The organism is Pseudomonas sp. G34 (assembly GCF_031119625.1).
In the GTDB taxonomy this organism is placed as follows: Bacteria; Pseudomonadota; Gammaproteobacteria; order Pseudomonadales; family Pseudomonadaceae; genus Aquipseudomonas.
On sequence record NZ_JAVHZV010000002.1, the window covers coordinates 97,827 to 121,380 of the forward strand.

Genomic DNA, 23,554 nt, shown 5'->3' on the forward strand with positions numbered 1-23,554 from the left:
TGTTACAGCTTTTTGAACATGCAGCTGGCGTTAGTCAAGCATCGCCCTTCAGCCTTCGCGCTGTCTACGCCGGTACAACCAGACGCCAAGGCCGATTATCAGCAGGGCGCCAAACAGGTAGAACTGCACCTGATGCAGCTCACCGAGCAAACCCTCCAGGGCACGGCCGAGCTTGTAGGCCAGGGTGCCGAGCGCGATGGCCCAGATCGCCGCACCGATGGCGTCGAGAATCACGTAACGCCGCCGCGGGTAGCCGGAAATACCGATGGCCAGCGGCATTACCGTGCGCATGCCGTAGAAGAAACGAAAGCCCAGTACCCACAGATCGGGGTGGCGGCGCAGGTATACCAGGGCCTTGTCGCTGAGCGCCTGCCACTTTGGCCGGCGCTCGAGGATACGGCGGCCATGCCGGCGGCCCAGGTGGAACCACAGCTGGTCGCTGGCATAGGTGCCGAGAAAGGCGAACAGCATCACCAGCTCGATCTGCAGGATGCCGCGCAACGCCAGGTAGGCCGCCAGCAGCAGCGACATTTCGCCCTCGAGAAAGGTGCCCAGCGCCAACGCCGGGTAACCGAAGTGCTGCAGCAAATTTTCCAGCATTGCAGATGACCGTCGAAAAATGGGGTGGCAAGGCTACGCCGTTCGACACTCTAAAACAGCATTTGTCGAAAACCTGTGAAATATCCACCTGCCGGGCGTGCCTCCAGGGGGCGTGGCCTGGCGAGCCTTTTCGCGGGCGATGTGCCTTATGGGCTGCGACGCGCCGTCGCACTATTCGTTATGGTCGTCATCATTTAGTCATAATGGCCGCTTATAACTGTCACACTTCGCCCGCTTGAGCGGGCCCAGGAGTCTGCCGTGAGCTTTACCCCCGCCAACCGCCTGTTCCCTGCCACCCGCCTGCGTCGCAATCGTCGTGACGACTTTTCCCGGCGTCTGGTGCGCGAGAACGTGCTGACCACAGACGACCTGATCCTGCCGGTATTCGTGCTCGACGGTGAGAACCAGCGCGAAGCGGTGGCGTCCATGCCGGGCGTCGAACGTCTGTCCATCGACCTGCTGCTGCAGGAGGCGGAAAAATGGGTGGCACTGGGCATTCCGGCCCTGGCGCTGTTTCCGGTCACGCCAGTAGAAAAGAAAACCCTCGACGGCTGCGAAGCCTGGAACCCGGATGGCATCGCCCAGCGCGCCACCCGTGCGCTGCGTGCACGTTTCCCCGAGCTGGGGGTGATCACCGACGTCGCGCTGGATCCGTTCACCACCCACGGGCAGGACGGCATTCTCGACGAAGAAGGCTACGTGCAGAACGACATCACCGTCGACGCGCTGGTCAAGCAGGCGCTGTCCCATGCCGAGGCCGGCGCTCAGGTCGTTGCGCCGTCGGACATGATGGATGGACGCATCCAGGCGATCCGCGAAGCGCTGGAGCTGGCCGATCACGTCAACGTGCGGATCATGGCCTACTCTGCCAAGTACGCCAGCGCCTACTACGGCCCGTTCCGCGACGCGGTGGGCTCGTCGCTGAACCTGGGCAAGGCCAACAAGGCCTCCTACCAGATGGACCCGGCCAACAGCGACGAAGCGCTGCACGAGGTGGCCGCTGACCTGGCCGAAGGCGCCGACATGGTCATGGTCAAGCCGGGCATGCCCTACCTGGACATCGTTTCCCGGGTGAAAACCGAATTCAAGGTGCCGACCTTTGTCTACCAGGTCAGTGGTGAATACGCGATGCACATGGCCGCCATCCAGAATGGCTGGCTTAGCGAAGCGGTGATTCTCGAGTCGCTGACCGCCTGCAAACGAGCGGGTGCCGATGGCATCCTCACCTACTTCGCCGTGCGTGCGGCCGAACTCATACGACAGGGGCAGTAGCCCCTCCAGGGTAATTCAATGAGCAACGAAGGACTCAGTGAGAACGAACAGCTCGATGTGCCGGCAGTCAGCTTGCCGGTGATCGACGAAGCGCCGGTGGAAACAGTCGTGGAAACACCCGTAGTCGAAACCGCGGCAGCGCCCGTGGTCGTGCCCAGCCTGGATGACAGCAGCCTGTACATCCATCGCGAGCTGTCGCAGCTGCAGTTCAACATCCGCGTGCTGGAACAGGCGCTGGACGAGTCCTACCCGCTGCTCGAACGCCTCAAGTTCCTGCTGATCTTCTCCAGCAACCTCGACGAGTTCTTCGAGATTCGCGTCGCCGGCCTGAAGAAGCAGATCAATTTCGCCCGTGAGCAGGCCGGTGCCGATGGCCTGCAGCCGCACCAGGCGCTGTCGCGCATCGCTGACCTGGTGCACGAGCAGGTCGGCCGTCAGTACGCCATCCTCAATGACGTGCTGTTCCCGGCGCTGGCCAAGCACGGCATCAACTTCATTCGTCGGCGCTACTGGACGACCAAGCACAAGGCCTGGGTGCGCCGTTACTTCCGTGACGAGATCGCGCCGATCATCACCCCGATCGGCCTCGACCCGACGCACCCGTTCCCGCTGCTGGTCAACAAGAGCCTGAACTTCATCGTCGAGCTGGAAGGCGTCGATGCCTTCGGCCGCGACTCCGGCCTGGCGGTGATCCCTGCGCCGCGCCTGCTGCCGCGCATCATCAAGGTGCCGGAAGAGGTCGGTGGCCCGGGCGCCAACTACGTGTTCCTGTCGTCGATGATCCACGCCCATGCCGACGACCTGTTCCCGGGCATGAAGGTCAAGGGCTGCTACCAGTTCCGCCTGACCCGTAACGCCGACCTGTCGGTGGATACCGAGGACGTCGAAGACCTGGCCCGCGCCCTGCGTGGCGAGCTGTTCAGCCGCCGCTACGGTGACGCCGTGCGCCTGGAAGTGGTCGACAGCTGCCCGAAACACCTGACCGACCAGTTGCTCAAGCAGTTCGGCCTGTCGGAGCACGAGCTCTATCAGGTCAATGGCCCGGTCAACCTGACCCGCCTGTTCAGCATCACCGGCCTGGACAGCCACCCGGAACTGCAGTATGCGCCGTTCACCCCGGTGATTCCCAAGCTGCTGCAGAACAGCGAGAACATCTTCAGCGTGGTCAGCAAGCAGGACATCCTGCTGCTGCACCCCTTCGAGTCGTTCACGCCGGTCGTCGACCTGCTGCGTCAGGCCGCGAAGGACCCGCACGTGCTGGCGATCAAGCAGACCCTGTACCGCTCGGGTGCCAACTCGGAAATCGTCGATGCGCTGGTGGAAGCCGCGCGTAACGGCAAGGAAGTCACCGCGGTGATCGAACTGCGCGCGCGCTTCGACGAAGAGTCCAACCTGGCCCTGGCCAGCCGCCTGCAGGCCGCCGGTGCGGTGGTGATCTACGGCGTGGTCGGCTTCAAGACCCACTCCAAGATGATGCTGATCCTGCGCCGCGAGAATGGCGAGATCCGCCGTTACGCGCACCTGGGCACCGGTAACTACCACGCCGGCAACGCGCGGCTGTACACCGACTACAGCCTGCTCACCGCTGACGTGGCGCTGGGCGAGGACGTTTCCAAGCTGTTCAGCCAGCTGATCGGCATGGGCAAGACCCTGCGCATGAAGAAGCTGCTGCACGCGCCCTTCACCCTGAAGAAGACCCTGCTCGACCTGATCGCCAAGGAGACGGCGGCGGCCGCCGAAGGCAAGCCGGCGCACATCATCGCCAAGTTCAACTCGCTGACCGACGCGAAGATCATCCGCGCGTTGTACAAGGCCAGCCAGACCGGCGTGAAGATCGACCTGGTGGTGCGCGGCATGTGCTGCCTGCGCCCGGGCATTCCGGGGGTGTCGCACAACATCCAGGTGCGCTCGATCATCGGCCGCTTCCTGGAGCACACCCGCGTTTACTACTTCCTCAACGGCGGTGACGAGCTGATCTACCTGTCCAGCGCCGACTGGATGGAGCGCAACCTCGACAAGCGGGTGGAGACCTGCTTCCCGGTGGAGGGCAAGAAGCTCATCACCCGGGTCAAGAAGGAGCTGGAGGCCTACCTGACCGACAACACCCACGCCTGGGTGCTGCAGCCGGATGGCCGCTACGTGCGGCTGTCGCCCACCGGCAACCAGAACTCGCGCAGTGCCCAGGCCAGCTTGCTGGAGAAGCTCAGCGCACCGGTGATCACCGCGCGCTGATCGCACGGCAGAAAAGCAAACGGGCCCCAGGGGCCCGTTTTTCATTTCAGAACCAGGCGTCCTGCATCGCCAGGCAGGTGTCGTCGCGGCGCGCGAGGATATCCAGGTCGTGGTGGCAGCCGGGCACTTCCCGCAGCAGGAAGTAGCGCGCGGCCTGCAGCTTGCCGTCGTAGAAGTCGGTGTCGGCCGGGTTGCCGGCCAGGCGCCCCTGTTCGGCGCGCACCGCCTGTTCCAGCCAGCGCCAGCCGAGTACCAGATGGCCGAACACCTTCAGGTACAGCGCCGAGTCGGCGAGTGCGCCGTTGACACGGCCCTGCTGCAGATCGCCGAGCAAGCCGAGGGTCACCTCGGACACTCGGGCCAGCAGGGCCTGCAAGGGTTGGCGCAGGTCGTCCAGCCCGCTGAACGGCTCGGCGCGCTGGCAGGTGTCATCGATTCGCTGGCGTAGCGCCTGCAGCGCCGCGCCGCCATGCTGGCCAACCTTGCGGCCCAGCAGGTCGAGGGACTGGATACCGTGGGTGCCCTCGTGGATCGGGTTGAGGCGGTTGTCGCGGTAGTACTGCTCCACCGGGTGGTCGCGGGTGTAGCCGTGGCCACCCAGAATCTGGATCGCCAGGGCGTTGGCTTGCAGGCAGTATTCGGACGGCCAGGACTTGGCGATGGGGGTCAGCAGGTCGAGCAACTGGCGCGCCTGCTCACGCTGCTCGGCGTCGTCCAGGGTCTGGCTGTCGTCGACCAGGCGTGCGCAATACAGCACCAGGTCGAAGCCGCCCTCCACATAGGCTTTCTGGGTCAGCAGCATGCGCCGCACGTCGGCGTGCTCGATGATCGCTACCTGGCCGCCGGCCTGCTTGGCGTCGGGCAGGCGCCCTTGGGGGCGTTGGCGGGCGTAGTCGAGCGAATAGAGGTAGCCGGCATAACCGAGCATCACCGCGCCCATGCCAACGCCGATGCGCGCCTCGTTCATCATCTGGAACATGTAGGAGAGCCCGGCATGGGGCTTGCCGACCAGATAGCCAACGCAGTTGCCCTGATCGCCGAAGTTCAGCGCCGTGGAGGCGGTGCCACGCCAGCCCATCTTGTGGAACAGGCCGGCCAGCAGCACATCGTTGCGGGCGCCCAGGCTGCCGTCTTCCTCGACCAGGAATTTCGGCACGATGAACAGCGAAATGCCCTTCACCCCGGCCGGTGCATCGGGCAGGCGAGCCAGCACCAGATGGACGATGTTCTCGCTGAGGTGGTGATCACCGCCGGAGATGAAGATTTTGTTGCCCTTGAGGCGATAGCTGCCGTCGCCCGCCGGTTCGGCACGGGTGCGGATATCGGCGAGCGATGAGCCGGCGTGGGGTTCGGTCAGCGCCATGGTGCCGAAGAAGCGCCCGTCGATGATCGGCTGCAGGAAGCGGCGTTTCTGTGCGTCATCGGCAAAGGCCTCGATCAGGTTGGCGGCGGCCATGCTCAACAATGGATAGGACGCCGTGGCGATGTTGGCAGCCTGGAAATGCGCGAAGCAGGCCTGGGACAGCAGGTTGGGCAACTGCATGCCGCCCCGCTCGAAATCCCGCGTGGCGTTCAGAAAGCCAGCCTCGTTGAAGGCCTGTAACGCCGGTCGCACCTCGGCGATCAGCTGCGCGCCGCCATCGACGAACTGTGGCTCGTGCTCGTCGTTCTTGCGGTTGTGCGGGGCGAACAGGTTCTCGGCGATGCTGCGCGCCGTGCCTAGCGCGGCGTCGAAGGTTTCCCGGTTGTGCTCGCTGAAGCGCGGGCGCTGGCTGAGTGCTTCGGCATCGAGCACTTCGTAGAGTTCGAACGCCAGGTTGCGGGCGCTGAGCAGGGTGTCGGGCATGGTGGTTCTCCGCTGGAATGAGGCCAGTCTAGGGGCCGGCCCGCGCGTCGCCAGCATCATCGAAACCGGTGATACCCGAGGAGAAGCCAGAACGTCGTCCGGCAGGCGCTGCACCAGGCGCTCAGGCCGGCTACAATTCGCCCCCAGCTCAGGAGCCGATGATGAACTACCGCCACGCCTTCCACGCCGGCAACCACGCCGATGTGCTCAAACACCTTGTGCTGTGCCGCCTGTTCGCGCTGCTGGCGCGCAAGGAGGCGCCCTACGCGTATCTGGATAGCCACGCGGGCGTCGGCCTGTACGACCTGACCGGCGACCAGGCCAGCCGCACCGGTGAGTGGCGTGAGGGGATTGGTCGGCTGTGGGACGCGACGGACGTGCCGGAGCCGCTGCTCGATTATCTGCAAGTGATCCGCGCGATGAACCCCGATGGCGTGCTGCGCCATTACCCCGGCTCGCCTGAGCTGGCGCGCTTGCAGACCCGCGAACAGGATCGCCTGCACCTCAACGAGAAACACCCGGACGACGGCCAGTTGCTCAAGGAAAACATGGCCGGCGATCGCCGCGTGGCGGTGCACCTGGGTGAAGGCTGGCACCTGCCGCGTGCGCTGCTGCCGACCCGCGAGAAGCGTGCGGTGTTGCTGATCGATCCGCCGTTCGAAAAGGCCGATGAGCTGGAGCGTTGCGTCACCTCGCTCAACGAGGCCATCGGCCGCATGCGCCAGACCATCGTGGCGATCTGGTACCCGATCAAGGATGAACGCCAGCTCAAGCGCTTCTACCGCGACATGCAGAAAAGCGCGGCGCCGAAACTGCTGCGCGCCGAGCTGTTCGTGCACCCGGCCGACGATGCCGGGCGCCTCAACGGCTCGGGCCTGCTGATCAGCAACCCGCCATGGGGCCTGGAGGAGGAATTACGCCAGCTGCTGCCGTGGCTGGCCGAGCGTATGGCGCAAAGCAAGGCAGGCTGGCGCCTCGACTGGCTGATCGCCGAGCAGCAGCCTTAGCAACCTGTTCGCGCTCTTTTAGCCCAGGTTCGTCGATTTCGGCAGCAAAGTGGCCGGAGCGGCCGGTCGCGAACCCGTGGGAGGGGCTTTAGCCCCGAGCTCTTTACGCCTAGCTAGGCACAATCGAGGCTAAAGCGGATCGCCGCCCGGCCTATCCCACAAGAGCTCCGCCCACTGTCCGCTTCCACCTTTTAGCTGCCGCTTCATGCTCATAACGATCATGACCAGGCCCTAAGGCTGCCGCAAACGTTCAAGCCGACGGCTGGCCTAGCGGCGGCGCGGGTCGACGTAGTAGCTCAGTTGCTGGCGCGGATTGAGGTATTCGAGCGCTTCGGGGGGGAGCTGCGAAGGGCGCATGCTGCTGGCGATGGCCAGCTTTGGCTCGGCCTCGAGGTTGACGATCAGCGCCTCCTCCTTGGGCACTGCCGGGTCGTAGATAATCAGCGTCGGCTTCATCGGCAGGGTCGGGTGCATGCCCAGCACCAGGGCGTAGCGTTCGTCCGCGAGCTGCACCAGGCTGCCGGGCGGGTAGACGCCCATGCAGCGGATAAAGGCTTTCAGGGCGACATCGTCGAAACGCACCCGGTACTGCGGCAGGAACATCCGCGCCAGCGCTTCGTGGGGGCTTAGCGCCACCCGCGGGTCGAGCGGGTTGCAGAGCTTGTCGAAGTGGTTGGCGATGCACACGATGCGGCTCAGGCGGCCGATGGAAGCTTCGTGCAGCTGCTGTGGATAACCACTGCCGTCGCAGTGCTCGTGGTGCTCGTAGATGATCCGCAGCACGTCGTCATCGAGCATCAGCTTTTCGCCCATGCGCTTGCCGTACAGGGTGTGCATTTCCAGCAGCTGCTGTTCGGGGCGGGTCAGGGGGGGCGGCTTGAGCAGCACCTTGCTGGGCAACTCCAGCTTGCCGATGTCATGCAGCAGGGCGCCCATGCCGAGCATGTGGCTGGCTTCGGCATCTAGGCCCAGCTGGCGGCCGAGCATCATCGACAGCACGGTGACGTTGAGCGAATGCACATAGGCGTCTTCGGCGGCCTTGCCGGTGATGCTGTGCAGGGCAACGCCGTCTTCACCAAGCATGGTGGCGACCAGTTCATTGACCAGGGCGCCAGCCTGCTTGACCGTCTCTTCGGGCTGGTTGCGCAGGCTCTGATTGATTGCCTTGACCCGCTGGCTGGCCTGAACGAATGCGCGATCGACCTCCGAAAGCCGTTTGCGCAGCACGCTCAGTTGTTGCACCCGTGCCTGCCGGGCCTGTTCCTGAGGATCCGGGGGCGGTGGTGGCGGGGGCTGCTGCACCGGGCTTTCGGGCAGTGGCAGCGGCGCGCAGTCGCTACGCGCCGGGTCATAGCGCAGGCGCTTGAGGCCCAGGGTGCGCAGCTGTTTGAGCTGGCCTTCGTCCTTGATCTTGAAATTGCTGAAAGCGAACGAGTGCTCCCACCAGCTCAGGTCCAGGTGAACATAGAGGCCGATACAGAGTTGATTGGGGGAGATGTAAGGCAGGTTGGCGGGCATGCCGTGCTCGTCGTTTGCTGGCTAATTGCCCACAGTTTAGCCGGCCGTTGCCGTGATGGCAGTAGTTCTTCAGGCCATCACATCGATGCTGTTGCCCAGGTTGGGCGGATTGCTCGGCGCGCTGGCCGGTGCAGCGGACTGCACCAGTCCGCTGATGCTGGCGCTCTGTAGCTCCAGCGTCTTGCGCAGCAGCAGGAGCGACATCTGCGCGGAGAACTGCGCCGCTGCCTGACTCGCCACCTGGCTGGAAATGTTGCTCAGTTCCACGACCGCCTACCCATATTCAGGATGCAGGAGGTAGACATACACCGGTACCGCCCAGGCCGCAATAGCCTTCCGGGTTCTTGGCCAGGTACTGCTGGTGGTAGGCCTCGGCGTAGTAGAAGGTCGGCGCGGGCGCGATCTCGGTGGTGATCTCGCCGAGACCGGCCTTGCGCAACTGTTCCTGGAACTGCGCCTGGCTGGCATGCGCGGCAGCCAGCTGCTGTTCGTCGGTGCAGTAGATCGCCGAACGATACTGGCTACCGATGTCGTTGCCCTGGCGCATGCCCTGGGTCGGGTTGTGTACTTCCCAGAATACCTTGAGCAGGTCTTCGTAGCGGGTCAGCTTGGGATCGAATACCACCAGCACCACTTCGGCGTGACCGGTCAGGCCGGAGCAGGTTTCCTCGTAGGTCGGGTTGGGCGTATGCCCGCCGGCATAACCCACTGCCGTGGTCCAGACGCCGGGTTGCTGCCAGAAGCGCCGTTCGGCGCCCCAGAAGCAGCCCAGGCCGAACAGTGCGGTCTGCAGGCCGGCAGGGAAGGGGCCTTGCAGCGGGTTGCCGTTGACGAAGTGAGCCTCGGGTACCGAAATCGGCGTTTCGCGGCCTGGCAGCGCCTGCTCGGCGCTGGGCAGCTCGAGTTTGTGGGCAAGAATTTCCGAGCGTAGAGCCATGCTGAATGTTCTCCGAATCATTGTTCTGGGGTAGACCACAGCGGCTGACGGAGGTTGATTACCGTCTGGCGGCCGGGCGTCGCGGGTAGCGTTTGAGACTTTCTACCAGATCGCGGCCGGGAATGGGACGGTCAAACAGGTAGCCCTGGCCGATATCGCAATGGTGGCGGCGCAGGAACGCCAGCTGGGCCTGGGTCTCGACGCCTTCGGCGACGACTTTGAGCTTGAGGTTGTGGGCCATGGCGATCACCGCGGAGGTAATCTCCATGTCGTCCTCGTTCTCGGGAATGTCCTTGATGAAGCTGCGATCGATCTTGATCACGTCGATCGGGAATTTCTTCAGGTAGCTGAGCGACGAGTAGCCGGTACCGAAGTCGTCCATGGCCAGGGTCAGGCCCAGCTGTTTGAGGGCATTGAGCTGGCTGCGGGTGCCGTCGGTCGCCTCCAGCAGCAGTCCTTCGGTGAGCTCCAGCTCGAGCAGTTCGGGTGGCAGGTGTTCCTCTTCGAGGATGGCGGCGATCGAGCCGACCAGGTCGGGGTCGCTGAACTGCTTGGGTGACAGGTTGATGGCCACCTGCAGGTTGCCCAGCCCGACGGCGGTAAGTTGCTTGCTCATGCGACAGGCCTGGCGCACCACCCATTTACCGATCGGCACGATGAGCCCGGTTTCCTCGGCCACGCTGATGAACTGGTCCGGACGGATCATGCCTTTTTCCGGATGCTGCCAGCGCAGCAGCGCCTCCATGCCCAGCAACTGGCCGGTTTTCAGGCACAGCTTGGGCTGGTAGAACACCTCCAGCTCGTTCTGGGTCAGGGCGCGGCGCAGGTTGTTCTCGACGAACAGCTTGTAGTTGGCCTCCTCGTTCAGCGCATCGGTGAACACCTGCATCTGGTGCTTGCCGTTGGCCTTGGCCTTGTGCAGCGCCAGGCCGGCATGCTTCATCAGGGTCTGCGGGTCGGCGCCATGTTCGGGCGAACAGGCCAGGCCCACGGAGCCGCTGATGATGATCAGCTGGTTGTCGACGAACAGCGGCTTGTCGAGGGTTTCCAGCACCTGCTGGGCAATCAGCTGGCCGCGCGGGCTCTCGCAGTTGTCGAGCAGGATGGCGAATTCGTTGCTGGCGAAGCGCGCCAGGGTGCCTTCGCTGAAGCTGTTGCGCAGGCGTTTGGCCAGGCTGACCAGCAGTTTGTCGCCGGTCTGGTGGCCGAGGGTGTCGTTGATGCGCTTGAAGTTGTCGATGTCCACCAGCAGCAGGCTGACCGGTGCGGTGCCGCCGCTGAAGCGCTTTTCCAGCGCACGAATGAAGGCGTAGCGGTTGCCCAGGCCGGTGAGGTTGTCGCTGTAGGCCAGGCGTTCGATGCGCTGCTGGGACTGCTTGGTCTCGGTGATGTCTTCGTAGATGCCGATGTAGTGGGTCAGGGCGCCATCGTCGGCATGCACCTTGGAGATCGAGAACTGGCTCCAGTAGGGTTCGAGATTCTTGCGCCGGCTCTTGAACTCGCCCTGCCAGCTGTTCTGTTCGGCAAGCCCCGACTCGCTGTCGAACAATAGCTCACTGAGATTCTCCAGGGCCGGCAACTCGGCGAGCTGACGGCCCTGCACCTCGTCGGCGCTGTACTGGGTAATGGCCGTGAAGCTGGGGTTCACGTACTCCACCATGCCGTCGCGGTTGAGCAGGATGAAGGCGCTGGCGCTCTGCTCGACGGCGCGCTGGAACAGATACAGGGCACTGGTGGCGTTGCGGCGCTCCTGATTGCTCATCACGTTGGCGTACTGGTCGGCCAGCTCGCCGGCAAAGGCCACTTCGCCCGCCTGCCAGGTGCGCGTGCCGCCGGTGTGTTCCAGGCAGAGCACGGCGACCAGTTCACCGCCGACCCGGATGCTGGCATCGAGGATGGCCGTCACCGATTTTGGCCGCAGGTAGTCATCGAGCAACTCGCGGGTGCGCACGTCGTTCTCGGCGTCGTGGGCGTCGAGCGCACGGCCCTCCTTCAACGCGCGTAGGTAGTTCGGGTAGCGCCGGCCGTCGATCGCCTGGGGCATCTCGTGGTGCCCCTGCTCCTGCAGGTAGAGCGCCACAGGCTCGAGGGTATCGCCGTTGAGGTGCCAGATACTGGCGCGCGATACGCCATAGATCTCACAGGCGCTGCGGGTGATCAGCTCGGCGGCTTCACGGCATGGGTCATTACCCTGATAGCGCTGGCTGGCCAGGCGCACGATGAGCTGCTGCTGGGTAAAGGCGCGCATCTGCTGCTGTTGCAGCTCGGCCTGGCTGCGCTGCAGATCCTCGAGTGTTTCCTGCTGGTGGGCTGGCGCGCCTGCCGGCTCGTCGCTGGTGATCAGCAGATAGCCACGCAGCAGCGCGCGGCCGCGCTGCTTGAAGGGCTCGCCCAGTTCCATCAACTGCAACGGGCCCTGGGGCGTGTGCAGGGTATAGCGCACGCTGTAGCGCGAGTTTTCCGCGAGCTGTTGCTGGATGGCGTCGTGCAGCCGGTAACGCGCCTCCGGTTCCATGAGGCTTGCGTAGGGCGTTTCGATGAGATTGCAGAGGTCGCTGGGGGGGATGCCCAACTGCTTTTCACAGCTCGCATCGATGAACAACAGCAGCCAGTTCGCCTCATTCATCCGCTCAAAACGCATCATGCCGAGCCGCGAGGGCACGGGCAATTGCGTCACGACCTCGGCCATGGCGCGGCCTGCGGTGTCGGGATGGCTTTTCATCGAATGGCTTTATCCATCGGCTGGCACAGGTTACTGCTTGGCCATTTCACTATAGCGCTAACAAGGGGATTGCCGTCTCTGCCCCAGCCACCGTGGGGCGGTAGTGGTCAGTCTAGGTTGCACCATGGTATCGCGGCTGACAAGAAGTCTAATGGCATTGTGATGTCTTTATTTTAACTAGCTGATTTGTAACAGATATTGCATGGAGTAAAAGGCGGATGAACGGCCCGTTTGGCACCCCGAACGGGCAAAAAAAACCCCGCCGGGGCGGGCGGGGTCGAGGATACGAGCGTGGCGCTCGAAATGGCTTCGCTTACAGCAGCATGGTGCGGATGTCGGTCAGCACGTCGCCCAGGCGCTTGGTGAAGCGGGCTGCAGCTGCGCCGTTGATCACACGGTGATCGTAGGACAGCGACAGCGGCAGCATCAGCTTGGGCTGGAAGGCCTTGCCATCCCAGACCGGCTGGATGGTCGCCTTGCTGACACCGAGGATCGCCACTTCCGGCGCGTTGACGATCGGCGTGAAGCCGGTGCCGCCAATGTGGCCGAGGCTGGAGATGGTGAAGCAGGCGCCCTGCATGTCGTCAGCCGAAAGCTTTTTGTTGCGGGCTTTGTCAGCCAGCGCAGCGGCTTCGGCAGCCAGTTGCAGCAGGCTCTTCTGGTCGACGTTCTTGATCACCGGCACCAGCAGGCCGTCCGGGGTGTCGACGGCGAAGCCGATGTGCACGTACTTCTTGCGGATGATCGCCTTGCCGCTCGGCGCCAGCGAACTGTTGAAGTCCGGCAGCTCCTTGAGCAGGTAGGCGCAGGCCTTGAGTAGCAGCGGCAGCACGGTCAGCTTGACGCCCGCTTTCTCGGCGACGGCTTTCTGGGCGACGCGGAAGGCTTCCAGCTCGGTGATGTCGGCCGAGTCGAACTGGGTCACGTGCGGCACGTTCAGCCAGCTGCGGTGCAGGTTGGCGGCGCCGACCTGCATCAGGCGGGTCATCGGCACTTCTTCGACTTCACCGAACTTGCTGAAGTCGACGGTCGGAATCGGCGGAATGCCGGCGCCGCCGGTCGCGCCCGCCGCAGCGGCAGGTGCCGAGTTGGCTTTCTGCAGCTCGGCCTTGACGTAAACCTGCACGTCTTCCTTGAGGATGCGGCCTTTCGGGCCGCTGCCAGGCACCGCGCTCAGCTCGACGCCGAATTCGCGGGCCAGCTGACGCACGGCCGGGCCGGCGTGGACCTTGCTGCCGTCGCGGCTTGGCGCGGCAGCCGGCGCTGCCTGTGGTGCGGCCTTGGCAGGCGCGCTGCCCTGCACGTTGGCCGGCTTGGCCTGCTCGGGGCTGGCAGCGGGTGCCTGGGCAGCAGCAGCGGCTGGTTTGGCGGCCGCCTTGCCCTGGACCTTGAGGGTCAGGATCAGGTCGCCGGTCTTGGCTTCGTCACCAACCTTGATGGCGATGCTTTCGATCACGCCGGCTTTCGGCGCAGGGATCTCCATGCTTGCCTTGGCCGATTCCAGCGTGATCAGCGATTGCTCGGCTTCCACGCTGTCGCCCACCTTGACCAGCATCTCGATGACGCTGGCCGCGTCGGCGCCGATGTCCGGAATACGTACTTCTTCGCTGCTCTCGCCAGCCGGCTCTTCGGCGGCTGCAGGCGCAGCCGCTTCGGCAGGGGCGGCGGCTGGTGCAGCAGCCGGAGCGCTGGCAGCCTGTTGCGGTTGAGCGCCGGCAGCGCCCTTGAGCACCAGGATCAGGTCGCCGGTGCCGACTTCGTCGCCCACCTTGACCGATACGCTCTCCACGACCCCGGCGGCAGGCGATGGAATTTCCATGCTGGCCTTGTCGGACTCGAGGGTGATCAGCGACTGGTCGACTTCGATGCTGTCGCCCGGTTTGACCGCCACTTCGATGATGCTGGCCTTGGCGCTGGAACCGATGTCCGGCACCTTGACTTCCTGAGGCTCGGCGCTGCCCGCCGACTGAGCCTGGGGCTCGGCCGCTGGCGCTGCGGCAGCAGCAGGAGCTGCCTGGGCAGGTGCCTCCTGCTCGGCTGGAGCGGCTTCGGCGTCGCCTTCCACGTCCAGCTCGAGCAACTCGTCACCTTCTTTCAGGGTGTCGCCGAGCTTGACCTTCAGGCTCTTGACCACGCCGGCCTTGGGGGCCGGGATTTCCATGCTGGCCTTGTCTGACTCGAGGGTCAGCAGGCTCTGGTCGGCTTCGATGCGGTCGCCGACCTTGACGAACAGCTCGATGATTTCACCCTCACCGCCGCCGATGTCGGGTACGCGAATCAATTCACTCACAATGCGTCTCCTCAGCAGTCCAGTGGGTTGCGTTTTTCAGGGTCGATACCGAACTTGACGATGGCCTCGGCCACCACCTTGCGTTCGATTTCGCCACGATCGGCCAGCGCTTCGAGCGCGGCCAGAACGACCCAGCGACGGTCCACTTCGAAGAAGTCGCGCAGCTTGCGACGGCTGTCGCTGCGGCCGTAACCGTCGGTACCCAGAACCTTGTATTCCTTGACCGGAACCCACTGACGAATCTGCTCGGCGAACAGCTTCATGTAGTCGGTGCTGGCCACGACCGGGCCCTTGCGACCGCCCAGGCACTGCTCGACGTAGCTCTGCTTGGGTTCGTCGCCCGGGTGCAGGCGGTTGCTGCGCTCAACGGCCAGGCCGTTGCGACGCAGTTCGTTGAAGCTGGTAACGCTCCACACGTCGGCACCGATGTTGTAGTCGTTGCGCAGGATCTTCGCCGCTTCGCGAACCTCGTTGAGGATGGTGCCGCAGCCCAGCAGTTGCACGTGGTGGGCGGCTTCCTTCTTGTCCTCTTCGAGCAGGTACATACCCTTGATGATGCCCTCTTCGACACCTTCGGGCATGGCCGGCTGCTGGTAGTTCTCGTTCATTACGGTGATGTAGTAATAAACGTTTTCCTGCAGGGTCATCATCCGGTGCGTGCCTTCGCGCATGATCACCGCCAGCTCGTAGGCGTAGGTGGGATCGTAGCTGCGCACGTTGGGGATGGTGCTGGCAAGAATGTGGCTGTGGCCGTCTTCGTGCTGCAGGCCTTCGCCGTTCAGCGTGGTGCGGCCCGAGGTGCCGCCCAGCAGGAAGCCGCGGGTCTGGCCGTCGCCGGCGGCCCAGGCCAGGTCACCGATACGCTGGAAGCCGAACATCGAGTAGAAGATGTAAACCGGCAGCATCGGCGTGTTGTAGTTGCTGTAGGCGGTACCGGCGGCGATGAAGGAGGAGAACGCACCGGCCTCGTTGAGGCCTTCCTGGAGGATCTGGCCGTCCTTCTCTTCGCGGTAGTACATCACCTGGTCGCGGTCGACCGGCTCGTACAACTGGCCGACCGGGGAGTAGATACCCAGCTGGCGGAACATGCCTTCCATGCCGAAGGTACGCGCTTCGTCGGCGAGGATCGGCACGATGCGGCTGCCCAGCTCCTTGTCCTTGACCATCGAGGCGAGGATGCGCCCGAACGCCATGGTGGTGGAGATTTCACGGTCGCCCGAGCCATCCAGCACGGCCTTGAGGGTTTCCAGTGGCGGCGTCGGGATGCTGATGTTGCCGCGGTTACGCTGCGGCAGGTGGCCGCCGAGCTTCTCGCGGCACTTGCGCAGGTATTTCATTTCCGCGCTATCTTCGGCCGGGCGGTAGAACGGCAGTTCTTCGAGCTGCGAATCGTTGAGCGGAATGTCGAAGCGGTCGCGGAATTTCTTCAGCGACTCGATATCGACCTTCTTGGTGTTGTGCGCGGTGTTCTTGGCTTCGCCGGCACCGGTGCCATAACCCTTGATGGTCTTGGCCAGGATGACGGTCGGCTGACCCTTGTGGTTGACCGCCTGGTGGTAGGCCGCATAGACCTTGTACGGGTCGTGGCCGCCACGGTTGAGGTTGAAGATTTCCTCGTCCGACAGCTTCTCGACGCGCTTGAGCAGCTCCGGGTCTGCACCGAAGAAGTGCTTGCGCACGTAGGCGCCGTCCTTGGCCTTGTAGTTCTGGTACTCGCCGTCGATGGCGGCGTCCATGCGGCGCTGCATGCGGCCGTCTTCGTCCTGGGCGAACAGGGGATCCCACATGCGGCCCCAGATGACCTTGTTGACGTTCCAGTTGGCGCCGCGGAACACGCCTTCGAGTTCCTGGATGATCTTGCTGTTGCCGCGAACCGGGCCGTCGAGGCGCTGTAGGTTGCAGTTGATGACGAAGATCAGGTTGTCGAGGTTCTCGCGGCCGGCCAGGGAAATGGCGCCCAGGGTTTCCGGCTCGTCGGTCTCGCCGTCGCCGATGAAGCACCAGACCTTCTGCTTGCCGGCCGGGATGAAGCCACGGTTTTCCAGGTACTTCATGAAGCGTGCCTGGTAGATCGCGGTGATCGGGCCCAGGCCCATGGATACGGTCGGGAACTGCCAGAAGTCCGGCATCAGATGCGGGTGCGGGTACGACGACAGGCCGTCACCGTCCACTTCCTGGCGGAACTTGAGCATCTGCTCTTCGCTCAGGCGGCCTTCCAGGAAGGCACGGGCGTAGATACCGGGCGAGGCGTGGCCCTGGTAGTAGATCAGGTCGCCGCCGTGTTCTTCGGTCGGGGCCTTGAAGAAGTAGTTGAAGCCGATGTCGTAGAGGGTCGCGCTGGAGGCGAAGGTGGAGATATGACCACCCAGATCCGGGTCCTGCATGTTGGCGCGCATCACCATGGCCAGAGCGTTCCAGCGAACGATCGAGCGGATCCGGCGTTCCATGAACAGGTCGCCAGGCATGCGTGCTTCACGGGTGACCGGAATGGTGTTGCGGTAGGGCGTGGTGATCGAATAGGGCAACTGTGTGCCGCTACGAGTGGCCAACTCACCCAGACGCGTCATCAGATAGTGGGCACGGTCTTCGCCTTCCTTGTCGAGGACGGATTCCAGTGCGTCCAGCCATTCCTGGGTTTCGATTGGATCGAGGTCTTGCATGGCTTGCTCCAGAGCGGAAAGGCTTCCAGAATCGGAAACCAGATGCGTGGCCGGCTTTTTGAGCGGGCACGTTAATTCTTGGAAATACCGGTTAGGTAGATCCGGCTTCCTGTAGTTTTACTACATTTGGACGACGATTTCAGCTCTTCCAGTTGATTCATTAGCAGCGAAACCACAATCAAATCAGGCGCGAGCCTTGTGTGGCGAGCCTTCCCGCCGGCTTCGTCGGTTTTCCAACAGGCCCCGCAGCCCGCCAAAAGGATAGACCATGAGCCTGCCCGCGCTGGTTTCTTTGCCTGCCACTCTGCTCCCCATTGCCCGGCGTGCCGAGCAATCGCTCGCCCAGGCGTTCGCTTCCTTGTCCGCGCAAGCCGCTGCGCAGTTTGCGGCCTGGCCAGCACAGCGCAGGGAAGATTTGCAGCGGGTGACGGCCGCCAGTGACTTCGTGACGCAGCAGGGGCTGCGCGACCCGCAGATGCTCCTCGATCTGGCCGCCAGTGGCGAGCTGGAACGGCGTCTGGGCGCAGGCGAATTGCGCGAGCAGCTTGCCGGGCAGTTGCGCGAGTGCGCGGACGAAAATGCCCTGGCGCGCAGCCTGCGGCGCTTTCGCAATCGCCAGCAGGTACGCATCGTCTGGCGCGATATCAGCCGCCAGGCGGATCTGGTGGAAACCTGCCGCGATCTCTCCGACCTGGCCGACGCCTGTATCGACCTGGCCTATCACTGGCTCTATCCGCGTCAATGCGAGCTTTGCGGCACGCCTGTGGGGCGCCGCAGCGGCGAGCCGCAGCACATGGTCATCCTCGGGATGGGCAAGCTGGGCGCCTTCGAGCTCAACCTGTCATCGGACATCGATCTGATCTTTGGCTACCCGGAGGGCGGCGAGACCCAAGGGGTGAAACGGCCCTTGGATAACCAGGAATTCTTCATCCGCCTGGGGCAGAAGCTGATCAAGGCGCTGGACGCCATCACCGTCGACGGTTTCGTGTTCCGCACCGACATGCGCCTGCGTCCTTACGGTTCCTCCGGTGCGCTGGTGTTCAGCTTCAATGCCCTGGAGCAGTACTACCAGGACCAGGGGCGCGACTGGGAGCGCTACGCGATGATCAAGGCGCGGGTGGTCGGGGGGGATCAGGAGGCCGGCGCGCAGTTGCTGGAAATGCTGCGCCCGTTCGTCTACCGGCGGTATCTGGATTTTTCCGCCATCGACGCGCTGCGCAGCATGAAGCAGCTGATCCAGCAGGAAGTGCGCCGCAAGGGCATGGCCGAGAACATCAAGCTCGGCTCCGGCGGTATCCGGGAAGTGGAGTTCATCGCCCAGGCCTTCCAGCTGATCCACGGCGGTCGCGACCTCAGTCTCCAGCAGCGCTCGTTGCTCAAGGTGCTGCAAACCCTCAAGGATCAGGGTTACCTGCCGGCCGAGGCGGTCGACGAGCTGCTCGCCGGCTACGCCTTCCTGCGCTACACCGAGCATGCCCTGCAGGCCGTCGACGACCGGCAGACGCAGATGCTGCCGGATAACGAGCAGGATCGCGCGCGGGTGGCCTTCATGCTCGGTTTCGATGGCTGGAGCGCCTTCCACGAGCAGCTGATGCACTGGCGTGGCCGCGTCGACTGGCATTTCCGCCAGGTCATCGCCGACCCCGACGAGGATCAGGAAGGTGACGAGGAGGCCATGGTCGGCGCGGACTGGCTGCCGCTGTGGAACGATGACCAGGATGAAGAGGCGGCTTGCCGGCAACTCGCCGAGGCTGGTTTCGCCGACGCCCAGGCCGCCTGGCAGCGTTTGGTGGGGCTGCGCAACGGCAACCAGGTGCGCGCCATGCAGCGCCTCGGTCGTGAGCGCCTGGATGCCTTCGTCCCGCGCCTGCTGGCCGCCACGGTCGAGCAGGACAAGCCGGATCTGGTGCTGGAGCGGGTGTTGCCGCTGATCGAGGCGGTCGCCCGGCGCTCGGCCTACCTGGTGCTGCTCACGGAAAACCCCGGCGCCTTGCAGCGGCTGCTGACCCTGTGCGCGGCCAGCCCGTGGATCGCCGAGCAGATCAGCCGCTTCCCGCTGCTGCTCGACGAGCTGCTCAACGAAGGGCGCCTGTACAGCCCGCCCCTTGCGCCGGAGCTGGCCGCCGAGCTGCAGGAGCGGCTGACGCGGATTCCCGAGGAGGACCTGGAGCAGCAGATGGAGGCGCTGCGCCACTTCAAGCTGGCCCACGGCCTGCGGGTGGCGGCGTCCGAGATCGCCGGCAGCCTGCCGCTGATGAAGGTCAGCGATTACCTGACCTGGCTGGCCGAAGCCATTCTCGATCAGGTGCTGGCCCTGGCCTGGCGGCAGATGGTCAGCCGCCACGGCACGCCGCTGCGCGCCGACGGCAGTCCCTGTGCGCCGGACTTCATCATCGTCGGCTACGGCAAGGTCGGGGGTATCGAGCTGGGCCACGGCTCGGATCTCGACCTGGTGTTCATTCACGATGGCGACCCGCAGGCCGAAACCGATGGCGCCAAGCCTATCGACGGCGCGCAGTTCTTTACCCGCCTGGGGCAGCGGATCATTCACCTGCTGACCGCACAGACCAACTCCGGCCAGCTCTACGACGTCGATATGCGCCTGCGGCCGTCGGGTGCTGCCGGCCTGCTGGTCAGTTCCCTGGGCGCCTTTCGCCGTTACCAGGAAGGCGAGGCCTGGACCTGGGAGCATCAGGCGCTGGTGCGCGCCCGGGTGCTGGTCGGCTGCGAGCGGGTGGCCGGCGCTTTCGCCGAGGTGCGCAGCGCCGTGCTGGCCCGCGAGCGCGACCAGGCCAAGTTGCAGGCCGAGGTCAGCGAGATGCGCGCCAAGATGCGTGACAACCTGGGCAGCCGGGCCACCGCGGCCGGCACCGCGGCGAATGCCTTCGACGCAGCCTCGCCCTTCGACCTCAAGCAGGACGCCGGAGGTATCGTCGATATCGAATTTATGGTGCAATACGCGGCCCTGGCGTGGTCGAAGCAGCACCCGGCGCTGCTCGAATTCACCGATAACATCCGCATTCTGGAAGGCCTGGATCGGCTCGGTCTGCTCCGCGATGGCGAGGCGACCCTGCTACAGGACGCCTACAAGGCCTACCGCTCGGCAGCCCATCGGCAGGCCTTGCAGAAGCAGCCCGGGGTCGTGGGCGGCGACCAGTTTCACGAGCACCGGCGCAACGTGATGCGCATCTGGCGTGAACTGGGCCTGAGTTGATGGCTGTCGTTCACCATCGGGCTTCTCTAGCGAAACTGAGCTTATGAATATTCTGATCATCGGCCCTTCGTGGGTAGGCGACATGGTGATGGCGCAGACATTGTTCCAGTGTCTGAAAATGCGCCACCCCGACTGCGCCATCGACGTGCTGGCCCCGGAATGGAGCCGGCCGATCCTCGAGCGCATGCCCGAAGTGCGTCAGGCGCTGAGCTTTCCCCTGGGCCATGGGGTGCTGGAACTGGCCACGCGGCGGCGCATCGGCAAGTCCCTGGCGGGTCGCTACGATCAGGCGATCCTGCTGCCCAACTCCATGAAGTCGGCGCTGGTGCCGTTCTTCGCCGGCATTCCATTGCGTACCGGCTGGAAGGGCGAGATGCGCTACGGCCTGCTCAATGACGTGCGCAAGCTGGACAAGGGCCGTTACCCGCTGATGATCGAGCGCTTCATGGCGCTGGCCTATCCGCCCGGTGCCGAGTTGCCGCAGTCGTATCCGCGCCCCTCCCTGCAGATCGACCCCGCTACCCGTGATGCCGCCCTGGCGCATTTCGGCCTGACCCTGGATCGCCCGGTGCTCGCCCTGTGCCCTGGCGCCGAGTTCGGTGAAGCCAAGCGCTGGCCCAGCGAGCATTACGCCAAGGTCGCCGAGGCGAAGATCCGCGAAGGCTGGCAGGTCTGGCTGTTCGGTTCGAAAAAGGATCATCCGGTGGGCGAGGATATTCGTTCGCGGCTGATTCCCGGCCTGCGCGAGGAGGCGGTCAACCTGTGCGGCGAGACCAGCCTGGCCCAGGCCATCGACCTCTTGTCCTGCGCTGACTCGGTGGTGTCCAACGATTCGGGGCTGATGCACGTGGCCGCCGCGCTCAACCGCCCGCTGGTGGCGGTTTACGGCTCGACCTCGCCGCAATTCACGCCGCCGCTGGCCGATCAGGTGGAAATCATCCGCCTGGGCATCGAGTGCAGCCCCTGTTTCGAGCGCACCTGCCGCTTCGGTCACTACAACTGCCTGGTGCAACTCGAGCCACGGGTCGCCGTCGACGCCCTGCAGCGCCTGGTCGGTGCGCCGGTCGAGGTCATGCCCTGAATGCGCGTGCTGGTGATCAAGACCTCATCGTTGGGCGACGTCATTCATACCCTGCCAGCCCTGACCGACGCGGCCCGGGCGATTCCCGGCATCCGTTTCGACTGGGTGGTGGAAGAGGGTTTCGCCGAAATTCCCGCCTGGCACCCGGCAGTGGCCCAGGTAATTGCGGTAGCCATCCGCCGCTGGCGCAAGCACCCCCTGAAAACCCTGCGCAGTGGCGAGTGGTCGCGTTGCAAGCAGCGCCTGCGCGAAAGCCACTACGACCTGGTGATCGACGCCCAGGGGTTGCTCAAGAGCGCCTGGCTGACCCGCTACGTCAAGGCGCCGGTGGCCGGGCTGGACAGCAAATCCGCCCGTGAGCCAATCGCCGCGCGCTTCTATGATCGCCCCTACAGCGTGCCGCGCGCCCAGCATGCGCTGGAACGCACCCGCCAGCTGTTCGGCCAGGCCCTGGGCTACAGCGTGCCCGCCGGTCTGGGCGACTACGGTTTGAATCGTGCCCAGCTTGCAGATCCGGCCGCCAGCCCTTATCTAGTGTTCCTGCATGGCACCACCTGGGCCAGCAAGCATTGGCCCGAAGCCTATTGGCGCGAGCTGGCCGAGCGGGTCGCCGAGCAGGGCTGGGCCGTTCGCTTGCCCTGGGGCAACGAGGCCGAGAAGGCACGCGCCGAGCGCATCGCCGACGGCATCGAGAACGCCGCGGTGCTGCCCAAGCTCAACCTGGCCGGCGTGGCCAAGGTGCTCGCCGGCGCCCGGGCATGCGTTGCGGTGGATACCGGCCTGGGGCACCTGGCCGCGGCGCTGGATGTGCCGACCGTATCGTTGTACGGGCCGACCCTGCCTGGCCGGGTCGGCGCCTATGGCCGTTCCCAGGTACACCTGTGCGCCAGTGGCCCGGATGCCGGCAAGGGCGACCGCGACAAGCCCTGTTTCGATGATCTGCAACCACAGCGGGTGTTTACCGAATTACATGCCCTGCTGCTGGATCTGGGGCTGGACTGATGCAACCGAGCGGAGAATCGATGCGCCTGGCTTTTATCCTCTACAAGTACTTCCCCTACGGTGGGCTGCAGCGCGACTTCATGCGCATTGCCCTGGAGTGCCAGCAGCGTGGGCACAGCATCCGCGTCTACACGCCGATCTGGGAAGGTGAGGTGCCGGAGGGCTTCGAGGTGGTGGTGGTGCCGGTCAAGGCGCTGTTCAATCATCACCGCAACGAAAAGCTTACCGCCTGGGTGCAGGCCGATCTGCGCGAGCGCCCGGTCGACCGGGTGATCGGCTTCAACAAGATGCCGGGGCTGGACGTCTACTACGCCGCCGACGGCTGCTTCGAAGACAAGGCGCAGACCCTGCGCAACCCGCTGTATCGCCGCTGGGGCCGCTACAAGCATTTCGCCGAATACGAGCGGGCGGTGTTCGCACCCGAGTCGAACACCGAGATCCTGATGATCTCCGAGGTGCAGCAGCCGCTGTTCGTCAAGCATTACCGCACGCCGGCGGAGCGCTTCCACCTGCTGCCGCCGGGTATCGCCCTGGATCGTCGCGCGCCGGCCAACGCCGCCGAGATCCGCGCCGAGTTTCGCCGCGAGTTCGCGCTGGCGGACCGCGACCTGCTGCTGGTGCAGATCGGCTCGGGCTTCAAGACCAAGGGGCTGGATCGCAGCCTCAAGGCCCTGGCGGCATTGCCGGATGAACTGAAGCCGCGCACCCAACTGATGGTCATCGGCCAGGACGACCCCAAACCGTTCCAGTTGCAGGCCAAGGCGCTGGGGGTGGGCGACCAGGTGAAATTTCTCAAGGGCCGCAGCGACATTCCGCGCTTCCTGCTCGGTGCCGACCTGCTGATCCACCCGGCCTACAACGAAAACACCGGCACCGTGCTGCTCGAGGCACTGGTCGCCGGGCTGCCGGTGCTGGTCACCGATGTCTGTGGCTACGCCCATTACATCGAGGATGCCGACGCCGGCCGTGTGGTGCCCAGCCCGTTCGAGCAGTCCACCCTGAACCGCATGCTCGCCGAGATGCTGGCCGACGACGCCCGGCGTGAGGCCTGGCAGCGCAATGGCCTGGCCTACGCCGACACGGCCGACCTGTACAGCATGCCGCAGCGGGCTGCTGATGTGATTCTGGCGACGCGCCCGTGAGCACGCCGGCTACCCTGATAATCCGCGACCC

The 23,554-nt window shown here is 64.6% G+C and carries 15 protein-coding genes; 7 read left to right on the forward strand and 8 right to left on the reverse strand.

Going from position 1 to position 23,554, the window contains the following annotated elements; all coding sequences use genetic code 11:
* Positions 1 to 48: 48 nt before the first annotated feature.
* A complete protein-coding gene (locus QYS36_RS01040; protein WP_308837730.1) occupies positions 49 to 600 on the reverse strand; it encodes a DedA family protein in 552 nt (183 codons plus the stop codon).
* Positions 601 to 858: 258 nt separating this feature from the next.
* Here QYS36_RS01040 and hemB point away from each other — a divergent pair, with 258 nt between their 5' ends.
* Both hemB and ppk1 read left to right on the forward strand, forming a co-directional pair.
* Positions 859 to 1,872, forward strand: a complete 1,014-nt coding sequence (gene hemB / locus QYS36_RS01045) for a porphobilinogen synthase (protein ID WP_308837731.1) — start codon at positions 859 to 861, stop codon at positions 1,870 to 1,872.
* Between the two features lie 18 nt (positions 1,873 to 1,890).
* Positions 1,891 to 4,104: a polyphosphate kinase 1 gene (ppk1, locus tag QYS36_RS01050; protein ID WP_308837732.1), complete on the forward strand. Its 2,214-nt coding sequence runs from the start codon at positions 1,891 to 1,893 to the stop codon at positions 4,102 to 4,104.
* A gap of 46 nt (positions 4,105 to 4,150) precedes the next feature.
* Here ppk1 and QYS36_RS01055 read toward each other — a convergent pair whose 3' ends face one another.
* Positions 4,151 to 5,950: an acyl-CoA dehydrogenase gene (locus QYS36_RS01055; RefSeq protein ID WP_308837733.1), complete on the reverse strand. Its 1,800-nt coding sequence runs from the start codon at positions 5,948 to 5,950 to the stop codon at positions 4,151 to 4,153.
* Positions 5,951 to 6,111: 161 nt separating this feature from the next.
* Here QYS36_RS01055 and QYS36_RS01060 point away from each other — a divergent pair, with 161 nt between their 5' ends.
* On the forward strand, positions 6,112 to 6,957 hold the full coding sequence (locus QYS36_RS01060; protein ID WP_308837734.1) for a 23S rRNA (adenine(2030)-N(6))-methyltransferase RlmJ: 846 nt from the start codon (positions 6,112 to 6,114) through the stop codon (positions 6,955 to 6,957).
* A gap of 267 nt (positions 6,958 to 7,224) precedes the next feature.
* On the opposite strand, the gene QYS36_RS01065 is transcribed toward QYS36_RS01060, so the two are convergent.
* From QYS36_RS01065 to aceE, 6 genes are all read right to left on the reverse strand, one after another.
* Complete coding sequence (locus tag QYS36_RS01065) at positions 7,225 to 8,475, reverse strand: HD domain-containing phosphohydrolase (protein WP_308837735.1); 1,251 nt, start codon at positions 8,473 to 8,475, stop codon at positions 7,225 to 7,227.
* 69 nt (positions 8,476 to 8,544) lie between these two features.
* A complete protein-coding gene (locus QYS36_RS01070; protein WP_308837736.1) occupies positions 8,545 to 8,742 on the reverse strand; it encodes a putative motility protein in 198 nt (65 codons plus the stop codon).
* 16 nt (positions 8,743 to 8,758) lie between these two features.
* A complete protein-coding gene (gene msrA / locus QYS36_RS01075) occupies positions 8,759 to 9,412 on the reverse strand; it encodes a peptide-methionine (S)-S-oxide reductase MsrA (protein WP_308837737.1) in 654 nt (217 codons plus the stop codon).
* A gap of 58 nt (positions 9,413 to 9,470) precedes the next feature.
* Complete coding sequence (locus QYS36_RS01080) at positions 9,471 to 12,134, reverse strand: EAL domain-containing protein (protein ID WP_308837738.1); 2,664 nt, start codon at positions 12,132 to 12,134, stop codon at positions 9,471 to 9,473.
* Between the two features lie 313 nt (positions 12,135 to 12,447).
* Positions 12,448 to 14,424 carry a dihydrolipoyllysine-residue acetyltransferase gene (aceF, locus tag QYS36_RS01085; RefSeq protein ID WP_308837739.1) on the reverse strand — a complete coding sequence of 659 codons (1,977 nt, stop codon included), beginning with the start codon at positions 14,422 to 14,424 and terminating at the stop codon, positions 12,448 to 12,450.
* An 11-nt stretch (positions 14,425 to 14,435) separates the two neighbouring features.
* Positions 14,436 to 17,084: a pyruvate dehydrogenase (acetyl-transferring), homodimeric type gene (gene aceE / locus QYS36_RS01090; RefSeq protein ID WP_308837740.1), complete on the reverse strand. Its 2,649-nt coding sequence runs from the start codon at positions 17,082 to 17,084 to the stop codon at positions 14,436 to 14,438.
* Positions 17,085 to 17,352: 268 nt separating this feature from the next.
* On the opposite strand from aceE, the gene glnE reads away from it, so the two are divergent.
* From glnE to QYS36_RS01110, 4 genes are read left to right on the forward strand one after another with little or no spacing between them, the layout of a single operon-like run.
* Positions 17,353 to 20,298: a bifunctional [glutamate--ammonia ligase]-adenylyl-L-tyrosine phosphorylase/[glutamate--ammonia-ligase] adenylyltransferase gene (gene glnE, locus QYS36_RS01095; protein WP_308837741.1), complete on the forward strand. Its 2,946-nt coding sequence runs from the start codon at positions 17,353 to 17,355 to the stop codon at positions 20,296 to 20,298.
* A 43-nt stretch (positions 20,299 to 20,341) separates the two neighbouring features.
* Positions 20,342 to 21,379 (forward strand): lipopolysaccharide heptosyltransferase II, encoded by a 1,038-nt coding sequence (gene waaF / locus QYS36_RS01100; RefSeq protein ID WP_308837742.1) that lies wholly within the window; start codon positions 20,342 to 20,344, stop codon positions 21,377 to 21,379.
* Positions 21,380 to 22,381 (forward strand): lipopolysaccharide heptosyltransferase I, encoded by a 1,002-nt coding sequence (waaC, locus tag QYS36_RS01105; protein ID WP_308837743.1) that lies wholly within the window; start codon positions 21,380 to 21,382, stop codon positions 22,379 to 22,381. It begins immediately after the preceding gene.
* 20 nt (positions 22,382 to 22,401) lie between these two features.
* Positions 22,402 to 23,523 carry a glycosyltransferase family 4 protein gene (locus QYS36_RS01110; RefSeq protein ID WP_308837744.1) on the forward strand — a complete coding sequence of 374 codons (1,122 nt, stop codon included), beginning with the start codon at positions 22,402 to 22,404 and terminating at the stop codon, positions 23,521 to 23,523.
* Positions 23,524 to 23,554 lie beyond the last annotated feature (31 nt).